Origin of the sequence: Vibrio sp. F13, assembly GCF_020806305.2 — a bacterium.
Taxonomy (GTDB): Bacteria; Pseudomonadota; Gammaproteobacteria; order Enterobacterales; family Vibrionaceae; genus Vibrio; species Vibrio crassostreae_C.
Genome location: NZ_CP170175.1, coordinates 1,659,699 through 1,677,837, shown reverse-complemented (window position 1 = coordinate 1,677,837; position 18,139 = coordinate 1,659,699). Strand labels below are relative to the sequence as shown.

General features: G+C 44.8%; 18 protein-coding genes. 12 read left to right on the top strand and 6 right to left on the bottom strand.

Features of this window, described 5'->3' with window-relative positions:
* Positions 1–13: 13 nt before the first annotated feature.
* Together LMH68_RS07630 and uspA are read right to left on the bottom strand one after the other, a co-directional pair.
* Complete coding sequence (locus tag LMH68_RS07630; protein ID WP_017060148.1) at positions 14–892, bottom strand: carboxylate/amino acid/amine transporter; 879 nt, start codon at positions 890–892, stop codon at positions 14–16.
* A 52-nt stretch (positions 893–944) separates the two neighbouring features.
* Positions 945–1,379 (bottom strand): universal stress protein UspA, encoded by a 435-nt coding sequence (gene uspA / locus LMH68_RS07625; RefSeq protein WP_017060149.1) that lies wholly within the window; start codon positions 1,377–1,379, stop codon positions 945–947.
* Between the two features lie 189 nt (positions 1,380–1,568).
* Here uspA and ftnA point away from each other — a divergent pair, with 189 nt between their 5' ends.
* The 4 genes from ftnA to LMH68_RS07605 all read left to right on the top strand — a co-directional run bounded on the left by ftnA (position 1,569) and on the right by LMH68_RS07605 (position 5,348).
* Positions 1,569–2,096 (top strand): non-heme ferritin, encoded by a 528-nt coding sequence (gene ftnA, locus LMH68_RS07620; RefSeq protein WP_004735556.1) that lies wholly within the window; start codon positions 1,569–1,571, stop codon positions 2,094–2,096.
* Between the two features lie 68 nt (positions 2,097–2,164).
* Positions 2,165–2,488, top strand: coding sequence for a universal stress protein UspB (gene uspB / locus LMH68_RS07615; RefSeq protein WP_229648033.1), 324 nt, complete (start codon positions 2,165–2,167; stop codon positions 2,486–2,488).
* Between the two features lie 249 nt (positions 2,489–2,737).
* Positions 2,738–3,931: an NAD(P)/FAD-dependent oxidoreductase gene (locus LMH68_RS07610; RefSeq protein WP_229648032.1), complete on the top strand. Its 1,194-nt coding sequence runs from the start codon at positions 2,738–2,740 to the stop codon at positions 3,929–3,931.
* Between the two features lie 526 nt (positions 3,932–4,457).
* Entirely contained in the window at positions 4,458–5,348 is an 891-nt protein-coding gene (locus tag LMH68_RS07605) for a LysR family transcriptional regulator (protein ID WP_017079352.1), read from the top strand.
* 10 nt (positions 5,349–5,358) lie between these two features.
* Here LMH68_RS07605 and LMH68_RS07600 read toward each other — a convergent pair whose 3' ends face one another.
* From LMH68_RS07600 to LMH68_RS07590, 3 genes are all read right to left on the bottom strand, one after another.
* On the bottom strand, positions 5,359–6,891 hold the full coding sequence (locus LMH68_RS07600) for an AbgT family transporter (RefSeq protein ID WP_102332585.1): 1,533 nt from the start codon (positions 6,889–6,891) through the stop codon (positions 5,359–5,361).
* 56 nt (positions 6,892–6,947) lie between these two features.
* Positions 6,948–8,120 (bottom strand): amidohydrolase, encoded by a 1,173-nt coding sequence (locus LMH68_RS07595; RefSeq protein WP_017079350.1) that lies wholly within the window; start codon positions 8,118–8,120, stop codon positions 6,948–6,950.
* A gap of 329 nt (positions 8,121–8,449) precedes the next feature.
* Positions 8,450–9,358 carry a DMT family transporter gene (locus LMH68_RS07590; RefSeq protein WP_108100385.1) on the bottom strand — a complete coding sequence of 303 codons (909 nt, stop codon included), beginning with the start codon at positions 9,356–9,358 and terminating at the stop codon, positions 8,450–8,452.
* A 138-nt stretch (positions 9,359–9,496) separates the two neighbouring features.
* On the opposite strand from LMH68_RS07590, the gene rmuC reads away from it, so the two are divergent.
* From rmuC to tatC, 7 genes are all read left to right on the top strand, one after another.
* Positions 9,497–11,029 (top strand): DNA recombination protein RmuC, encoded by a 1,533-nt coding sequence (gene rmuC / locus LMH68_RS07585; protein WP_229648031.1) that lies wholly within the window; start codon positions 9,497–9,499, stop codon positions 11,027–11,029.
* Positions 11,030–11,094: 65 nt separating this feature from the next.
* Complete coding sequence (ubiE, locus tag LMH68_RS07580; protein WP_026012235.1) at positions 11,095–11,874, top strand: bifunctional demethylmenaquinone methyltransferase/2-methoxy-6-polyprenyl-1,4-benzoquinol methylase UbiE; 780 nt, start codon at positions 11,095–11,097, stop codon at positions 11,872–11,874.
* A gap of 98 nt (positions 11,875–11,972) precedes the next feature.
* Positions 11,973–12,578 (top strand): SCP2 domain-containing protein, encoded by a 606-nt coding sequence (locus LMH68_RS07575; protein WP_017063051.1) that lies wholly within the window; start codon positions 11,973–11,975, stop codon positions 12,576–12,578.
* On the top strand, positions 12,575–14,209 hold the full coding sequence (gene ubiB / locus LMH68_RS07570) for a ubiquinone biosynthesis regulatory protein kinase UbiB (RefSeq protein WP_017065813.1): 1,635 nt from the start codon (positions 12,575–12,577) through the stop codon (positions 14,207–14,209). Before LMH68_RS07575 ends, ubiB begins: the two co-directional genes overlap by 4 nt.
* 53 nt (positions 14,210–14,262) lie before the next feature.
* Positions 14,263–14,517: a Sec-independent protein translocase subunit TatA gene (gene tatA, locus LMH68_RS07565; RefSeq protein WP_017060154.1), complete on the top strand. Its 255-nt coding sequence runs from the start codon at positions 14,263–14,265 to the stop codon at positions 14,515–14,517.
* A 3-nt stretch (positions 14,518–14,520) separates the two neighbouring features.
* On the top strand, positions 14,521–14,928 hold the full coding sequence (gene tatB / locus LMH68_RS07560) for a Sec-independent protein translocase protein TatB (RefSeq protein ID WP_017060155.1): 408 nt from the start codon (positions 14,521–14,523) through the stop codon (positions 14,926–14,928).
* 148 nt (positions 14,929–15,076) lie between these two features.
* Complete coding sequence (gene tatC / locus LMH68_RS07555) at positions 15,077–15,832, top strand: twin-arginine translocase subunit TatC (RefSeq protein ID WP_017060156.1); 756 nt, start codon at positions 15,077–15,079, stop codon at positions 15,830–15,832.
* Between the two features lie 288 nt (positions 15,833–16,120).
* Here tatC and LMH68_RS07550 read toward each other — a convergent pair whose 3' ends face one another.
* On the bottom strand, positions 16,121–16,882 hold the full coding sequence (locus LMH68_RS07550) for a TatD family hydrolase (RefSeq protein WP_229648030.1): 762 nt from the start codon (positions 16,880–16,882) through the stop codon (positions 16,121–16,123).
* A 208-nt stretch (positions 16,883–17,090) separates the two neighbouring features.
* Here LMH68_RS07550 and hemB point away from each other — a divergent pair, with 208 nt between their 5' ends.
* Positions 17,091–18,134, top strand: coding sequence for a porphobilinogen synthase (gene hemB, locus LMH68_RS07545; protein ID WP_017060158.1), 1,044 nt, complete (start codon positions 17,091–17,093; stop codon positions 18,132–18,134).
* Positions 18,135–18,139 lie beyond the last annotated feature (5 nt).

The window sequence follows — 18,139 nt, the reverse complement described above, 5'->3', positions numbered from 1 at the left end:
TCGTTCAAATCAGCTAAGCGTTGCTTGCGGATCTTGCTACGCGCTTCTTCACCCACGTCTCATTGACGAATAAAGAGAATAAGATAACGGCGCCACCAATAGACAAGCGAACCAAATCGACATCTCTGTTCCAAATCAGGATATTCACCACCAGACCAGCAGGAACCAAGGCATTGTTCATCACTGCCAGCGCGCCAGCATTCACCATGCACGCGCCTTTATTCCACATAAAGTAACCCAGCCCCGACGCAATCAAGCCAAGGTAGATCAGGATTCCCCATTGAAGTGTGGTGGTGGGCAGTTTCTCTGGGTTGCCTAGTAGCATGAAAGCCACTGACGCGACACATAGCGCCCCTAAGTAGAAGTAACCAAATACGGTTCGCTGAGGCAACTCGGTCGATTCCTTCTCCATCACCACCTTGTAGCCCACCTGACCAATAGCAAAGCACAGGTTCGCGCCTTGCACGACGAGGAAGCCGACTAAAAAGTTTTCGTTAATACCTGCGAACTTAATGAATACCGCGCCCAATACCGCAATTGCCGCTGTCACTAGGTACCACGGAGAGAATTGCCCTTTGAGAAAGTCATAAATAAGCGTGACGTAAATTGGCGTGAAAACGGTAAACAAAAGGACTTCAGGAACGGATAGCAGTAAGAAAGACTGATAGTAGAAGCAGTACATCAGGCCAAGCTGGATACCACCAATTGCCATCAATTTAGCGATCAGCTTACGCGATACGCCGCGAAACTTTAGGAAAGGAAGAAATACGACGCCAGCAAGGGCAACACGCATTAAAACAGAGAACCAAGAATCAACCTGACCCGCAAGGTAAACGCCGATCAGGCTAAAGGAGAAGGCCCATAGGAGGGTAACACCAGCTAAATAGCTCATAGTAAAACTTCGTTAATAAGATATGAGCTGTATGTTACCTAACCTTAAATCATTAGTCTTCTGAATCTCTTAGAGGCACGACCAGCATATCAACCGGAGAGGCGTTGATCAGTTGGCGTGTTGAAGAGAGCAGCTTGCTCCAAAAGTCTTGATGGTGACCGCAAACCACGAGATCAACATTGAACTCGTTGATGGTGTCACACAGCTCATGACTCAAATCACCACTGCCTACTAGGGTATGGGTGATCGGGTATTGGGCGTGCTCCGCAAAATTTTGCAGCTGAATACGAGACGCTTCCATCGCGTTGTGCTGGGTTTCGGCCATGTTGATATCAATCAGGCCGGTATACAGCTCTGCGTAGTTAATATCGATATGGATAAAAGAGACTTTGGCTTCCAATGGCTTAGCCAATGCTACCGCTTTATCCACAATTAATTTGCTGTCTTCTGATAAATCGACCGCGACCAAAATATGTTTGTAACTCATATCGCTACCTCCTTTATTCATTGTCTGATTTAAGATTAGCACTATGCGATGGCTTTTTTTGCTGAAGTGATCTCATATCCACTGTCTTGCGTAATGACAGCTCGAAATATTGGTTAACTAATGGCCTGCGAGATATTCATTAAATAGTGATATAGTAGAGAAAATTGAGGATGTAATTAGGAGTCTTAAATGCTGTCAAAAACTATGGTTGAGCAACTGAATGATCAAATTAACCTAGAATTTTTCTCATCCAATCTATACTTACAAATGAGTGCTTGGTGTGAAGACAAAGGATTTGAAGGTGCAGCAGAGTTTCTGCGTGTTCATGCAGTAGAAGAAATGGAACATATGCAGCGTCTTTTCACTTACGTAAGTGAAACAGGTGCAATGCCAATTCTAGGTGCGATTGAAGCGCCAAAACATGAATTTGATAGCCTTGGTGCTGTGTTCCGTGAAACTTATGAACATGAGCAAATGATTACTCAAAAGATCAACAAACTGGCTCACGTTGCTTTCAGCACACAAGATTACTCAACCTTTAACTTCCTGCAATGGTACGTTGCAGAGCAACACGAAGAAGAGAAGTTGTTTAAAGGTGTATTGGATAAGCTAGAGCTTGTTGGTGAAGACGGTAAAGCACTGTTCTTTATTGATAAAGACCTAGCGCAATTGGCAAAAGATGGTTCATCTTCAATTATGGAAGCTCCTGCCGTTTAGGTAGTACGGGAAAGACACTGATTATCTTTTTCTTTTGAGTTTTCTTATGAAGATGTAGGGAGGAAAGGATGATCAGCGGCGACACTATTCTATTTGCACTAATGGTTGTGACTTGCGTGAACTGGGCGCGATATTTTACTGCGCTAAGAACACTCATTTATATAATGCGAGAAGCACATCCTCTACTTTATCAACAAGTAGACGGAGGCGGTTTTTTCACAACCCATGGCAATATGACCAAACAGGTTCGCCTGTTCAGTTACATCAAAAGCAAAGAGTATCACCATCATCATGACGAAGTTTTTACTTCGAAGTGCGATCGCGTAAGACAGTTATTCATACTCTCTTCCACTCTGCTAGGTGTAACCTTGCTGTCTTCTTTCATCGTCTGAGTTTTTAGTACGTGTGAAGTAGAGCTTAGGTTCTGGTGTGAAGCTTCGGTTGTTGGTTCGCTAAGTTAAGTAGTGGTTTTGCTGCTGTCTGCTAATTGTACAATTGAACATCAATTGCAAAGTTTAAAATTGCCGCTAAAATAGCGAGCAATTAGTAAGGATGTGCTGTTTATGCACATCCTTTTTTATTGATGGCATTTCGAGAACAGGGTGTACTCGGGCTGCAAAAGTGAAGAAAAGCAGAACCACATGAGTGAAAAATTTGATGTAATCGTAATTGGTGCGGGCGCCGCAGGCTTAATGTGTGCTGCGGAAGCTGGTAAACGTGGCCGACGAGTGCTGGTGGTTGATCATGCAAAGAAACCAGGCAGAAAAATTTTAATCTCAGGTGGCGGTCGTTGTAACTTCACTAACTATGATGTTTCAGCCAACAACTTCCTGTGTAACAACCCTCACTTCGTGAAGTCAGCTTTATCTCAATACACCAACTGGGATTTTATCTCGATGGTGAGCAAGTACGGTATTGAGTTCGAAGAGCGCGATCACGGCCAGTTGTTCTGTGTAAATGACCACACAGCAAAAGACATCGTGAGCATGCTGCTTGACGAGTGTAAGCAGGCGAAAGTAGAACAGCGCTACCGTTGTGATGTTCACTCCATCGAAAAAACAGACGCTGGCTTCAAGATGCACCTTAATACCGACGAAGTTGAGTGTGACTCAATTGTCGTGGCGACGGGCGGTTTATCGATGCCGAAACTAGGTGCGACGCCATTTGGCTATAAGATTGCCGAGCAGTTTGGCTTGTCTGTGATGCCGACTACAGCCGGTTTGGTGCCATTTACTCTGCATAAAGAAGACAAAGAAGCCTTTGCTGAGCTTTCAGGAATCGCGATTCCTGCCGAGATCACCGCGCAAGACGGCACCTTATTCAAAGAAGCGTTGCTGTTTACTCACCGCGGCCTATCGGGTCCTTCAGTACTGCAAATTTCTTCTTTCTGGAAAGCGGGTCAATCGGTTTCGATTAATCTAGTACCAGAAGTGGATGTGGCTGAGTTGCTGGCTAACTCTCGCGAGAAGCACCCAAATCAGAGCCTGAAAAACACCTTAGCGAAAGCATTACCAAAGCGTTTTGTAGAAGTACTGATTGACCGCAAAGAGCTTGAAGACAAGCCGCTCAAGCAGTTCAATGAAAAACAGCTGAATGACATTGTAGAGCATTTAGAGAACTGGAAAATTGCGCCAAACGGCACGGAAGGTTACCGAACAGCGGAAGTGACTCTAGGCGGTGTGGACACCAATCATCTATCTTCAAAAACCATGGAATGTAAGACGGTTTCTGGCCTCTACTTCATCGGTGAAGTAATGGACGTAACAGGTTGGTTAGGAGGATATAACTTCCAATGGTGCTGGAGCTCTGGCTTTGCAGCAGGCCAGTGGGTTTAAGAGTGACAGACAACAGGTTTGTCTCTTAATAGTGACAGCCACTAATTATCCCTCGAGAGTAGCTATTTTGCATTCTTACATTTAGTTTCTTTGGTGACTAAATTTCAACTTTCAAACCAAAACTCAATTTGTAATCGTCTTTATTGGGCTCTGAGTTGTTAGAGCCTAGTTTGGATAACATATATGCTTCACGGTTAATTTAACTTTCAAATCTAAACCCGCAATAATTTCCTATCTAACGCTAAACTGTTAACGCACCTCACATCTCATGGAACACTGAACAACCATAAGCATCAGTAAAGTCCAACTCCTTAGTCACTTCGCACTCTAAATTGGAAGGGCACAGAACGGTTGTAAAACTTTCTGCTTGATATGATTTTTAATGAGAAGCCACACACATTGTAGCAACCCATGACGCTGAACTGACTCTATCGCTTTGTGTGAATCTTATATTGTGAGTCTTCTTATTGATGTTTCGTAATCGATAACTTTGTGCAAAGAAAATACTTAAGGTGGTGTCAGTCTTATGGATGTGAGTTATCGACAACTTAAAGCGTTTATTACTCTTGCTGAAACTAAAAGTTTTACAGCCGCGGCTGAACAAATACACATTACGCAATCTGCATTGAGCCAAATGATGCAAAAACTTGCGGTACAAACTGCCTCAGAACTTATTGAGAAAAGAGGCCGAAAAATACTGCTAACTGAAACTGGTCGTACGTTCTATCAAGAAGCTTTGTTCATTGTTAACCGTTTGGATAAGTGGGAGTTGGAAAATAAAGCTCGTCAGCAAGGCTACCATCGAACGCTGGTTATCTCGTCTTTGTATTCAATGTGTTCTTCATTGGTTCCGAAAACCATCAGTGAGCTGAAAAGAACGCACCCATCTTTTTCGTTTCGGTTAATTGAGGAGCGAGTTAATGATATCCATAATTCAGTTCTAGAAGGACGTGCGGATATAGGTATTGGTACTCCCCCTAATAACTCGGAACTAAATTTTGAACTGCTGTTTCGTGATCACTTATGCTTTACCTGTAATAAGGCTCATCACTTGAGTGCAGAGAGTGAGGTTAACTGGAAGCAGGCTCATCAGTATGCTTCTATTGGTATCAGTCCAGGAAATAGTTTAAGAACACTTGCTGACCAGGCATTTATGCGAGCAGGTCTTACCTATGATCCTGAAATTAGTGCGTCACACACTTCAACATTGCTTGGTATGATCGATAGCGGTTTAGGTTCTGCTATTTTATCCTCAACCATCGCTTCATTACATGCTCATGAGAACTTGAGATTTATCCCAATAGTAAAACCAATTCAATATCGTTCAATTGGGCTAATTACAAGAAAAGAAACTCACCGACAGATCATCGATGAGTTTAATCTAATGCTCAGAAAGCAAGTCAGTCTCAAACTGTAGTTTACGCGGTCTACATAGGTCCAACAGGTAGACCTAGCATAGTGTAGGTCAAGAATACAGCTCCCCAGATTGTAAATAGAAAGAATGCATATGGGACCATCATAGCTAGAAATGTACCGAATTTTACGTTGGGGTTATATTTGGCTATCAACGCTAATACCATCGGCACGTAAGGGTTTGTTGGAGATATAATATTGGTTGTTGAGTCTGCGATTCGGTAAGCCATCTGAGTATATTCAGGTGATATATCCAGTAGCATGAATAGTGGAATAAAGACTGGGGCCATGATTGCCCATTGAGCCGAACCACTGAAAACAATCAGGTTCATGAACCCTGCAAGTATCATAAACATGGCTAACATTAATAGCTTTGGCACTTCAACCTGAGCGAGCATTTCAGCGCCATTCACAGCGAAAAATATAGCCAAGTTAGACCAATTAAACCAAGCAATAAATTGGGCAATAACAAAAACTAAGACGATGTAACCCCCAATACCATGCAATGACTTCGCCATCAGATCGGGCACATCACTCGCTTTCTTTATCTCTCCGGCTTTTACACCGTAAACCACGGCATTCATAATGAAAAACGCCATAATTATTGGGATTATGCCAGTAAGGAAGGGAGATGGAACTAAGCCGCCATCGGCGTTTTTCAATGGCGAATCACTTGGAAGTAGTAGCGCCACCATTCCTAGGATAAAAACAATTGATGCGTACCCAGACCATTTTAAAGCTCGTTTTTGAATGTCGGTGACACTATATTTCTCAGGGTTTTCAGTGCTCAGTGGAGACTCTTCGGCAGAGCGTTTTGTTTGCTTATCAAATCGCGGTTCTATGTATTTGTCTGTTATAAGTGTTCCAAGTATGACCAAGAGAGGTACCGAAAGAAGCATGAAGTACCAGTTAGCCGCGGGGCTAACTTCTACAGGTTCAACAATGCGGGCAGCTTCTGTTGAAATACCGGAGAGTAAAACATCCGTTCCTGCGATAAATACGTTGGCAGTAAAGCCTGCGGCCACAGCAACAAAGCCAGCAGCAATTCCTACGACAGGGTTTCGATTGGTCGCAGAGAAAATGATGCCAGCTAAAGGAGGCACTAAGATAAACGCCGCATCAGATGCTAAGTTACCGATGATCCCGGTTAGAAATATAGAGGCAGTTACGAAATTTTTGGGTGCGTTTAAAAGCGATTGTTTAATTGCTGAGTCTGCTAATCCTACTTCTTGAACAAGCCCTACTGCGAGCATCATGCAAAGTACCAAACCAAGAGGTTTAAACGCGATAAAATTTGATACAGCTGAATTTAGAATGTACACAAACCCTTCGCCACTGAGCAGGTTCTTTACTTTGATTTCATCTCCGCTCAAAGGGTGCGCTATATTCCCACCAAAAGTCGACACTATCCAAGACAAGAATATGACCGCTAAGCATAAGGTAATAAACATATAGAATGGATGGGGTATTCGGTCACCAAACTTCTCAATACGATCAATTATGCTGACTTTCTGAGGGAGTTGTTTTTGATCTAGTAAACCTGACATTTCACACTCCTGTGATTATTGAGGGTCACCGTGACCCCTGTGCTAATTTTTATGAGCTAGTTTTGTTGAAGTAGAGAGATGAAGTATGCGGCTCCGGTCGGTAACACTCGATCATTGAAATCGTAGTTCTTGTGGTGCAAGCCTATCGTTTCTCCATTGATGGTTAATCCGTTGCCGATGAACCCATAACATCCCGGTACTTGGTCTAGAAAAAAAGAAAAGTCTTCGCTGGCTAATAAAGCCTCACATGTTGCGTTAACCTGATCATTACCAACGACTGAAGAGGCGGCTTTCACTGCTGTCTCGACTTCGGGGAAGCTGTTGACGGTGGGTGGGTGAGATATTGGACCTAGGGAGAATTGTGCGGTCATGTCGAAAGCCATGGCAGTGTGAGAAACCAAAGTATCAAGTTGAGAGACCAAGCGGTCTCGCACATTTTGGGAGAGAGTTCTGAAGGTGCCACTCATTTGAGCGGTATCAGCGATAGCGTTAGTTGTCTCACCGCAATGTAACTGTGTGACTGAAACGACAAGCGGTTCAAACGGGCTATAAGTTCGACTAACTAAGCCTTGTATACCTTGATAGATATGGGTCGCAACTAATAAAGGATCTTGAGTGTTTTGTGGTAGGCCCGCATGCCCACTTTTGCCATTAATCTGAATAAAGAGACGATCGGAACTTGCCATGATCGGTCCTTCTTTGAATGCGAAATGCCCTTCTGGTATTCCTGGCATGTTATGAAGTGCGTAACATGCATCTAATGGATAGCACTCAAGTAAGCCATCCTGAAGCATTTTTTGCGCGCCACCAACGCCTTCTTCAGCGGGTTGAAAAATGAGTACGGCTTTACCATTAAATTGACGGTTTTTTGCGAGGTATTTTGCTGCATATAGCAGCATTGTGGTATGTCCATCATGCCCACATGCGTGCATTTTTCCGGCCTGACAAGAACGGTGAGAAAAGTTGTTTTCTTCGTGGATCGGCAATGCGTCCAGATCGGCTCTTAAACCTAAAGTTTTTCCGTCACCGAGTTCCCCTTGGATAACCGCAACAACGCCTGTTCCTCCAAAGCGAGAGTCTATTTGTTCAACGCCATATTCCTTGAGCTTGGCGATTACCATACTTTGTGTGTTGTGCTCTTCAAAACCCAGTTCTGGGTGTTGATGAATATTTCGTCTAATTTCTACCATTTCTGGTAGCCACTCTTCTAGTTCTTGTAATAGGGACACGTCATTTCCTTAGGTAACATTTTCATAACATATAATCATGACGGTGTCGTATTACCTAGTTGGATGCGTAATAGTCTTATTAGTAAAACTTATAGCAATCTATATCGAACTTTTTGATGTGGTGTTTTTGAATATCGGAGGTGTTGGGGGTTATTCGCTGAAAATGACTTCAGTGAAATATTAGGGAACTAACATGACTCTAGAGGTAGATGCTTAATAATTAAAATAAAAATGGCGAGTCATAGGACTCGCCATTTTTGTATTCAAAGCTTGTTATCGTTGATAATTCGGGAAGTCGCGTAGTGCGATAATCCTAATCTTTCTGGGCATTAACTTTCAGGGCTGAGGTTGTTTTTCTTCTTTCCCCATTTGATCTGCTGGATAACAAGGCCGGCAATGATAAGTACCAAGCCAAACAGGGTCGCTGGGTGAATATCTTCACCAATGATGGTCGAAAGTAGCATCAACGAGATAAACGGTGACGCAAAAATCAGATTGCTGATACGCGCTGTGTTGTTGGTCAGCTTCAGTGCTGATAGCCATAAGACAAAGGTAATGCCCATCTCGAACAGGCCTACGTAAGTCACAGCCATCCAACCTTTTGCTGTGATTTGACTAAAGCTCTCGCCTTCGTAAAGGGTTAAACCGATCGCGAAAGGTAATGCCACTAAGAAACCAAGCAATACGCCAATCACAGGGTCAGCCTTGTTTTTGGTGTTTAGAATCCAGTATCCCGCCCAAAGCAAGGTTGAAAGTAGCGCCAGAGCCACACCGAGTGGACTATCGAACTGCATTCCTAGCACATCGCCTTTGGTGGCAATGACCACCACACCGGCATAACTGAAGGTACAAGCAATCCAATCTTGCTTACGAATCTTTTGTCCGAGAAAAACCGCCGCCATCAAGGTTAGCGTGATTGCCCAGCTGTAGTTAATGGCCTGCGCTTGAGATGCTGGCAATAGGTCGTATGCTTTGAATAGAATCAGGTAGTAGGCCAGTGGATTGACCAAGCCGAGCAGTAGGTAATACCAAGGGTTTGAAAGAAACGTAGTACTCAGCTGAGAAAGCTTGCCTTGAAAGGCGCAGATGGCGATCAGTGCCATTGATGACACTATGCTGGCAATGGTCAGCATTTGAATCGGCGAAAACTCAGCAAGGGTCAGCTTAAAAGCAGTAGCAACTGTTGACCACAGTAATACCGCGGAAAGGCCAAAGCCCAAGGCACGACGTTCGTTCATAGCAACTCATTCTAATTTGATGGGACAGAATACGGAGCGCCTAGTCTATCTGTCGAAATTTAATACGGCAAACTGGACATTTATCCAGTATCAAAATACCATTTAATGAGTTACTTCCAATTAGGCTAAATCATTATCATGCAATGGATTATCGAACATCAAGCACCGCTTATTGCTGCTATTTCTGGCGCGCTCGTCAGCGGCGGTGTGGTGGGTTGGTGGATCAAACAGAAGTTCTCTTTTCAACAGCGACTTCTTGAACAGCAGCTAGAGTCCGACCGTTTGCTGCATGAGTCTCAACAATCTCAGCTCAAATCCTCGCTCGCAGAGGCTCAACAAGAGCTCAATGAACTGGATGATGACCGAGACAAAGCGGCATTCGAGCTCAAGCAAGCGCATGGCAAGGTGATGGCCGCGATGGAAAAGCTGCGCTACTTTGAGGCGGTCAAGCAAGAGCGCCAACAGTATGCCGATGATATCAATGTTCTTAAGGAGCATAAGTCTGAGTTGGAGGCTGAGCTTCGCGAGCAAGAAGCTAGGCATGACCAAGAAAACCTCGCCAACAGTGAAAAGCTGCAACTGCTAGAACAAGCAGAATCTCGACTTAAGCAGCAGTTTGAACTGTTAGCGAATCAACTGTTTGAGAGTAAAACCGCTAAGGTCGATCAACAAAACAAGCAAAGCTTAGAGGGTTTGTTGTCGCCGCTGAAAGAGCAACTAGAAGGCTTCAAGAAACAAGTGAACGACAGCTTTAGCCAAGAAGCCAAAGAGCGTCATACCTTAGTTCATGAGCTTAAAAACCTGCAACGTCTTAATGAGAGCATGACACGTGAAGCGGTGAACCTGACTCAAGCGCTAAAGGGTGACAACAAACAACAAGGTAACTGGGGCGAGGTGGTGCTGGCTCGCGTGCTTGCTGAATCAGGACTGCGCGAAGGCCACGAATACCAAACGCAAGTGAACCTGCAAAACGATGCGGGCAAGCGTTATCAACCGGATGTGATTGTGCATCTGCCACAAGACAAGCAAGTGGTGGTCGATTCAAAAATGGCGCTGGTGGCATTTGAACGCTATTTCAATGCCGAAACCGATCAGCAACGCGATGCTGCATTGCGCGATCACTTGGTGTCACTGCGAGCGCACATCAAAGGCTTGAGCCAGAAAGATTATCATCAGCTCAAAGGCATACAGAGTCTGGATTACGTGTTGATGTTTATCCCGGTTGAACCAGCATTCCAAGTGGCGATTCAGGCGGATCCTAGCTTGGTGAAAGACGCGATGGAGCAAAATATCATCTTGGTCAGCCCAACCACTTTGCTGGTGGCACTGCGTACCATTGATAACCTGTGGCGTAACGACAGACAGAACCAGAACGCACAGGTTATCGCAGAACGTGCGAGCAAGCTTTACGACAAATTACGCCTGTTCGTTGATGATATGGAAGGTCTTGGAAGCTCATTAGATAGAGCCAACCAAAGCTACCAAGGAGCGATGAATAAGCTAGTGACTGGGCGTGGCAATGTGATCCGTCAGGCGGAAAGCTTCAAGCAACTCGGTGTTGAGGTGAAGAAACCGATTTCGGTAGGCTTGGCTGAAATGGCTCAAAATGAGGCTTTTTCAGAAAATGTCTCTTTAGTAGAAAGACAACCTACTGAGGATAAAGTAAACTAATCGGCCGCAGCGCCTCTAAATAGAGAGCGTGCTGTCGATGAGAACTTACCATGGTAGATAACAGCATTATGGACACAAGCGTGCAGACAAATTCAGCAGTAGAGTCAGAAACCACACACTTTGGTTTCGAAACAGTCGCGAAAGACGAAAAAGTCGCGAAAGTAGCAGAGGTATTTCACTCTGTAGCCGCTAAATACGACATCATGAATGACTTAATGTCGGGTGGTGTTCACCGCTTGTGGAAGCGATTCACGATTGATTGCAGTGGCGTTCGCCCTGGTCAGCGTATCCTAGATCTTGGTGGTGGTACTGGCGACCTTACTGCGAAATTCTCGCGTATCGTTGGTGAAAAAGGCCACGTGGTTCTTGCTGATATCAACAACTCAATGCTGAATGTTGGCCGTGATAAGCTGCGTGATAGCGGCATTGTTGGCAACGTACACTACGTACAAGCGAACGCTGAAGAGTTGCCATTCCCAGATAACTACTTCGATTGCATTACGATCAGCTTCTGTCTGCGTAACGTAACCGATAAAGACCAAGCGCTGCGTTCTATGTACCGCGTACTTAAGCCGGGTGGCCGTCTGTTGGTTCTTGAGTTTTCTAAGCCAGTGCTTGAGCCACTATCAAAGGTTTACGACGCATACTCTTTCCACCTGTTGCCAAAAATGGGTGAGTTGATTGCTAACGATGCAGACAGCTACCGTTACCTTGCAGAATCTATTCGTATGCACCCAAATCAAGAGACTTTGGAAGGCATGATGCAAGAAGCGGGCTTTGAAAATACAAAATACTTCAACCTAACGGGCGGCATTGTTGCGCTGCACCGCGGTTACAAGTTCTAGTCGAGCTTGGTAGCAGGCTCGCTGAGCGTGCTAAACAATAAGAATAAAGATAGAACGGATAGGTTAAGGCTTATCCGTTTTCAAAGGTAAGGACAGTCATGCCATTTGATCCATTGGTAACCGCGGTTATTGAAACCTCTTTAAATACTTTCGTGAACGATGATCCAGCACTGGTTCGTCGTTTGTCTCGTTTAAAGGGGCAGATCATTCAAGTCAATTTGAAAGAGTTGAATAAAACACTCACTTTCGTTTTCAGCCAACAGATTGATGTGTTGTCAGAATACGAAGGGCAGCCTGACTGCTACCTATCTTTGAACCTATCGGTGTTACCTGAACTGCGTGAGCAATCGAACATCACCAAGCTGATCAAGCAAGATAAGCTGATCTTAGAAGGTGATATTCAACTGGCTCAGAAATTCGCTCAACTGATGACAGACTGCAAGCCTGATTTGGAAGAGTGGTTATCGCGCGTAACGGGTGATGTGGTTGCGCATACCTTGGTGCAAGGCGTTAAAAACGTCGGTGGCTTTGTAGCAAAACAGGCAACTAAGCATCAAAATCATGTTGCTCAAGTTCTGACTGAAGAGTGGAAGATCGCACCTGCACCGTTAGAAGTTGCGCACTTTTGCGACCAAGTTGATGACGTAAAAAGCTCCGCTGCTCGTCTTGAAGCTAAGTTGAACGCTCTGTTGGAGAAAGCATGACCCCAGCAGAACTGAAACGTCTTTATCATATTATCAAGGTACAGTTGGAATACGGCCTTGATGAGTTGATGCCGGAACACCAACTGACTAAAGCTCCTTTGTTGGCGCGAAAGTCACTGTTTTGGCTTAAGAACAAGCATCAAGATAAAGAGTTGGGTCATCGCTTGCGCCTTGCGCTGCAAGAACTTGGTCCAGTGTGGATCAAGTTTGGACAGATGATGTCGACACGTCGTGATCTGTTCCCTCCTCATATCGCCGATCAGTTGGCGTTGTTGCAAGACCAAGTTGCGCCGTTTGATGGTCAACTGGCGAAGCAAGATATGGAAAAGGCGTTGGGTGGCAGTTTAGACAACTGGTTTACCGACTTTGATATCGAGCCACTGGCTTCTGCTTCTATCGCTCAGGTGCATACCGCAAAGCTTAAAGAGAGCGGTCGTGAGATTGTTCTGAAGGTAATTCGACCTGATATTCGCCCGGTGATTGACGCAGATCTAAAACTGATGCACCGAATGGCGCGTATAGTCGCTAAGTCGCTTCCTGAAGCACGTCGTTTGAAACCGGTTGAAGTGGTTCACGAGTACGAGAAAACGTTACTTGATGAACTCGACCTGCGCCGTGAGGCGGCCAATGCCATTCAACTGCGACGTAATTTTGAAGGCAGTGAAGAGCTGTATGTTCCAGAGGTTATCCCTGATCTAAGCAGCGAAACCCTGATGGTGTCAGAGCGAATCTATGGTATTCAAGTCTCCGATATTGAGACGCTAGAAGCCAACGGCACCAACATGAAATTGCTCGCGGAACGCGGTGTGACGGTATTCTTCACCCAAGTATTCCGAGATAGCTTTTTCCATGCAGACATGCACCCGGGCAACGTATTTGTTAACCCAGAGAATCCAGATAACCCTCAGTGGATTGGTTTGGATTGTGGCATTGTTGGTACGCTCAATAGCGAAGATAAGCGCTATTTAGCAGAGAACTTGTTGGCTTTCTTCAATCGAGATTACCGTAAAGTTGCTGAGCTACACGTTGATTCGGGGTGGGTGCCACACGACACTAACGTCAATGATTTTGAGTTCGCGATCCGTATGGTGTGTGAGCCAATCTTTGCAAAACCACTTGGCGAGATCTCATTTGGCCATGTGTTGCTAAACTTATTTAATACAGCAAGACGTTTCAACATGGAGGTTCAGCCTCAGTTGGTACTTCTACAGAAGACCTTGTTGTATGTGGAAGGCCTAGGTCGTCAGTTGTATCCGCAACTTGATTTGTGGGCAACCGCCAAGCCTTTCCTTGAAACCTGGATGATGAATCAGGTGGGGCCGCAAGCTGTGATCAACGCAGTAAAAGAGCGTGCGCCATTCTGGGCAGAAAAACTGCCAGAGCTGCCAGAGCTACTTTATGACAGCTTGCGCCAAGGTAAAGCGATGAACCACAGAATGGATCAGCTTTATCAAGGTTACCGAGATAGTAAGCGTCAGCAAGCAACTGGAAAGTTTTTGTTTGGCGTTGGAGCCACTTTAGTCGTATGCTCCGCAATATTAGTTTCAAGCCCTTATGAGCAGCTATCTATGGGCTGTGGCATCGCAGGTGTCACATTTTGGTTGCTTAGTTGGCGAGCTTACCGTCGTTAGACAGTAGACTCTCTTAATATTTTTATGTGTAGACAGACCCGAGGACAATGACAATGGGTGGTATCAGTATTTGGCAACTTCTAATCATTGCTGTAATTGTAATTTTGCTATTCGGAACAAAGAAACTGCGCGGTATGGGTGGTGACTTAGGTTCAGCGGTTAAAGGCTTCAAAAAAGCGATGAGCGATGAAGACAAGCCTGCAGATAAGAAAGATGCAGACTTCGAACCAAAGAATATTGAACAGCAGAAGACAGAAGCTCACGCTGAAACAACTGCTGAAACAAAGAAAGACAAAGAGCAGGCGTAAATCGTGTTTGATATCGGTTTTTGGGAACTGGTATTAATATCTGTCGTTGGGTTAGTGGTTTTAGGGCCTGAGCGTTTGCCCGTGGCGATTCGCAGTATTTCCAAGTTTGTTGGACAAGCGAAAAGCATGGCAAACAGTGTGAAAGATGAACTTTCTCATGAGCTTAAGGTGCAAGAGCTGCAAGAAAACCTACGCAAGGCGGAAAAAATGGGTATGGAAGATTTATCTCCAGACCTTAAAGCGTCAGTCGATGAACTCAAGCAGGCCGCTGCTGAGGTTCAACGTCCGTATGCTAAGCCTGAGTCTGATAAGCCAAGTGAGACTAAACCTAGTGTCATGGAAACTGTGGAATCTGAAACCATTCAGGTCAACAGCGAAGCTTCAGCACCGTCAGATAAGAAAGCCGAATAGTCTCGCAAGGAGGAGTCGCCGGATACTTGATTCGCTAGATGTTTAAATAGATATCTATTCAAGTAAATAACTATTCAAGTGGATACCAATTCAACTGGATAGATACACGCGCGGCTCCTTTTCGATCTTCCTGTTTAAGAGGTTTGACATGTCTTCGACTGAGCAGACACAGCCTTTAATTAGCCACCTTCTAGAACTACGTAATCGCCTACTACGTGCGATTGTCGCGGTGCTAGTGATATTTGTCGGGCTAATTTATTTTGCTAATGATATTTATGAATTCGTATCAGCACCTTTGGTAGATCGTCTACCGGAAGGGGCGACGATGATCGCAACCGATGTTGCATCGCCATTTTTCACACCGCTGAAATTAACCTTGATCGCGTCTATATTCCTCGCGGTTCCGTTTATTTTGTATCAGGTGTGGGCTTTTGTTGCTCCGGGTTTATACAAGCATGAAAAACGCTTGATCATGCCGCTATTGGCTTCAAGTTCATTGCTGTTTTACTGTGGTGTGGCGTTCGCTTACTTTATTGTATTCCCGTTGGTATTTGGCTTTTTTACGGCCATATCATTAGGGGGAGTAGAGTTCGCAACCGACATCTCAAGCTATCTTGATTTTGTACTCGCGCTGTTCTTTGCTTTTGGTATTGCCTTTGAAGTGCCTGTTGCGATTATCTTGTTGTGTTGGACGGGGGCAACAACGCCTCAATCTCTGTCTGAAAAGCGTCCTTACATTGTGGTGGGTGCTTTCATCATCGGTATGATGCTGACACCACCAGATATGATCTCGCAAACACTGTTGGCGATTCCAATGTGTATTCTGTTTGAGATTGGTCTGTTTTTCGCACGCTTTTATACGCGTAAGCCAGATGCGGATGAAGAGGAAGAAGCTGAATCTTGATTCGGAATGCTTCAGTAAAAATCACATAATAAAAAAGCGGCCTAGGGCCGCTTTTTTATTATGTCTGTTTATCGAATCTTTAACTGATAGCCACAGTTCTGACATATATAGAGCTCTTTGATGCCCAAAATTTTATGCCATAGGGTTCGATGTTGACGTTGTAAGTGTTGTGAATGGTCACACATAATCAACTACCTCCATATGCAGGTGGTTGATAATATACATGTCACTTAGCTTTCTCAAATAAATTCAGGAAAAATCCGTAATAATTACTTATTAATAGATTTGTCATAAATTAAACAATGCCTTAGCATTTTTGGTGGTTATGTTTTCGACTTCTTCAAGGGTAATTCCGCGTAATTCGGCGATGCGTTTTGCTACTAATTCTGTGTAGGCTGGTTCATTGCGTTTACCGCGATTCGGTGTTGGTGCCAAGTATGGGCAATCTGTCTCTAGAATGACGTAATCCATATCGAGATGTGGGATCACCTTGTCCATCCCAGAGTTCTTAAAGGTCGAAACGCCGCCTAAACCTAAATGAAAGCCTAGCTCGTTGATCGCTTGAGCTTCCTCTAAGCTGCTACCAAAGCAGTGGAATACCCCGCGTAAGCTGCCATCTTGTTCTTTACGAAGTAGGGCAAGTGTCTCTTCAATGGAATCACGAGTGTGGATCACCACAGGTAGATCAAGCTCTTTTGCCCACTGCAGTTGAGTCACAAACGCCATCTCTTGTTCAGCCTTGAAGGTTTTATCCCAGTACAAGTCGATACCAATCTCACCCACGGCGATAAAGTCATGCTTATCAAACCAAGCTCGAATGGTTTTGAGGGTTTGCTCGATATTCGCATCCACATAACAAGGGTGTAAGCCCATCATTGAAAGGCACACATCAGGAAACTGCGCTTCCGTTGCTAACATTGGTTCGATAGATTCTAAATCGATGTTCGGCAATAGAATGGTATCAATCCCTTGAGCCAGTGCGCGCTGCACAACTTGTTCGCGGTCTTCATCGAATTCGCTAGCGTAAATATGAGCATGGGTGTCGATCATTGTTTTGTCCTGAAAGCGGTCTTTACTGAGTTGTCATGAGTATACGGCAGTGTGAGGAGAAGGTCATTTTTTGCCATTTATCCCTATTTTTGAGTGGGTTTCATATTTTACTGCTAGCGTCCTGAGCCATCAGTGATATGCTTTTGCCTGTATTTAGCACTTTTCATATCTAAGTATTTCGGTGCTTAGACTAGGCAAGGAGAATCTAGTGTCTGTTTCAATTCAAGGTCAATTCCCAGGTCGCCGTATGCGCCGTATGCGTAAGCACGACTTTAGCCGTCGCCTAATGGCAGAAAATCAATTGTCTGTGGATGATCTAATCTACCCAATGTTTATCCTGATGGGTAAAGACCGCCGCGAGCCTGTCGAGTCAATGCCAGGTGTTGAACGCTTGTCGATCGACTACATGCTTGAGGAAGCAGATTACCTGTCAAAGCTGGGTGTTCCTGCGATTGCTCTATTTCCAGTCGTGAACCAAGATGCTAAAAGTTTATGCGCAGCTGAAGCTCATAACTCAGAAGGTTTGGTGCAGCGCGCTGTACGTTTACTAAAAGAGCATGTGCCAAACATTGGCGTTATTACTGACGTAGCACTAGACCCGTTCACCACTCACGGCCAAGACGGCATCATCGATGAAGATGGTTACGTGATGAATGACGAGACGACTGAAGTCTTGATCAAGCAAGCATTATCACACGCTGAAGCGGGTGCTGACGTAGTTGCCCCATCGGATATGATGGATGGTCGCATTGGTAAGATCCGTGAAGCGTTAGAAGAAGCGGGCCATATTCATACTCAGATTATGGCGTACTCTGCAAAATATGCATCGTGCTACTACGGCCCATTCCGTGATGCAGTTGGCAGTGCTTCGAACCTGAAAGGTGGTAACAAGAAGAACTACCAGATGGATCCAGCCAACAGCGATGAAGCGATTCATGAAGTCGCGATGGATCTTAATGAAGGTGCGGACATGGTGATGGTGAAACCAGGCATGCCTTACCTTGATATTGTTCGTCGTGTTAAGCACGAACTGCAAGCGCCTACGTTTGCTTACCAAGTATCTGGTGAATACGCGATGCACAAAGCGGCGATTCAAAACGGCTGGCTGAAAGAGCGCGAAACCGTCATGGAATCACTGTTGTGCTTTAAGCGTGCTGGCGCTGATGGCATTCTTACTTACTTCGCTAAAGATGTCGCAGAGTGGCTTGCTGAAGATAACGCACAAGCTGCTGAGCATTTAAAAGAAAAGTAACCGTG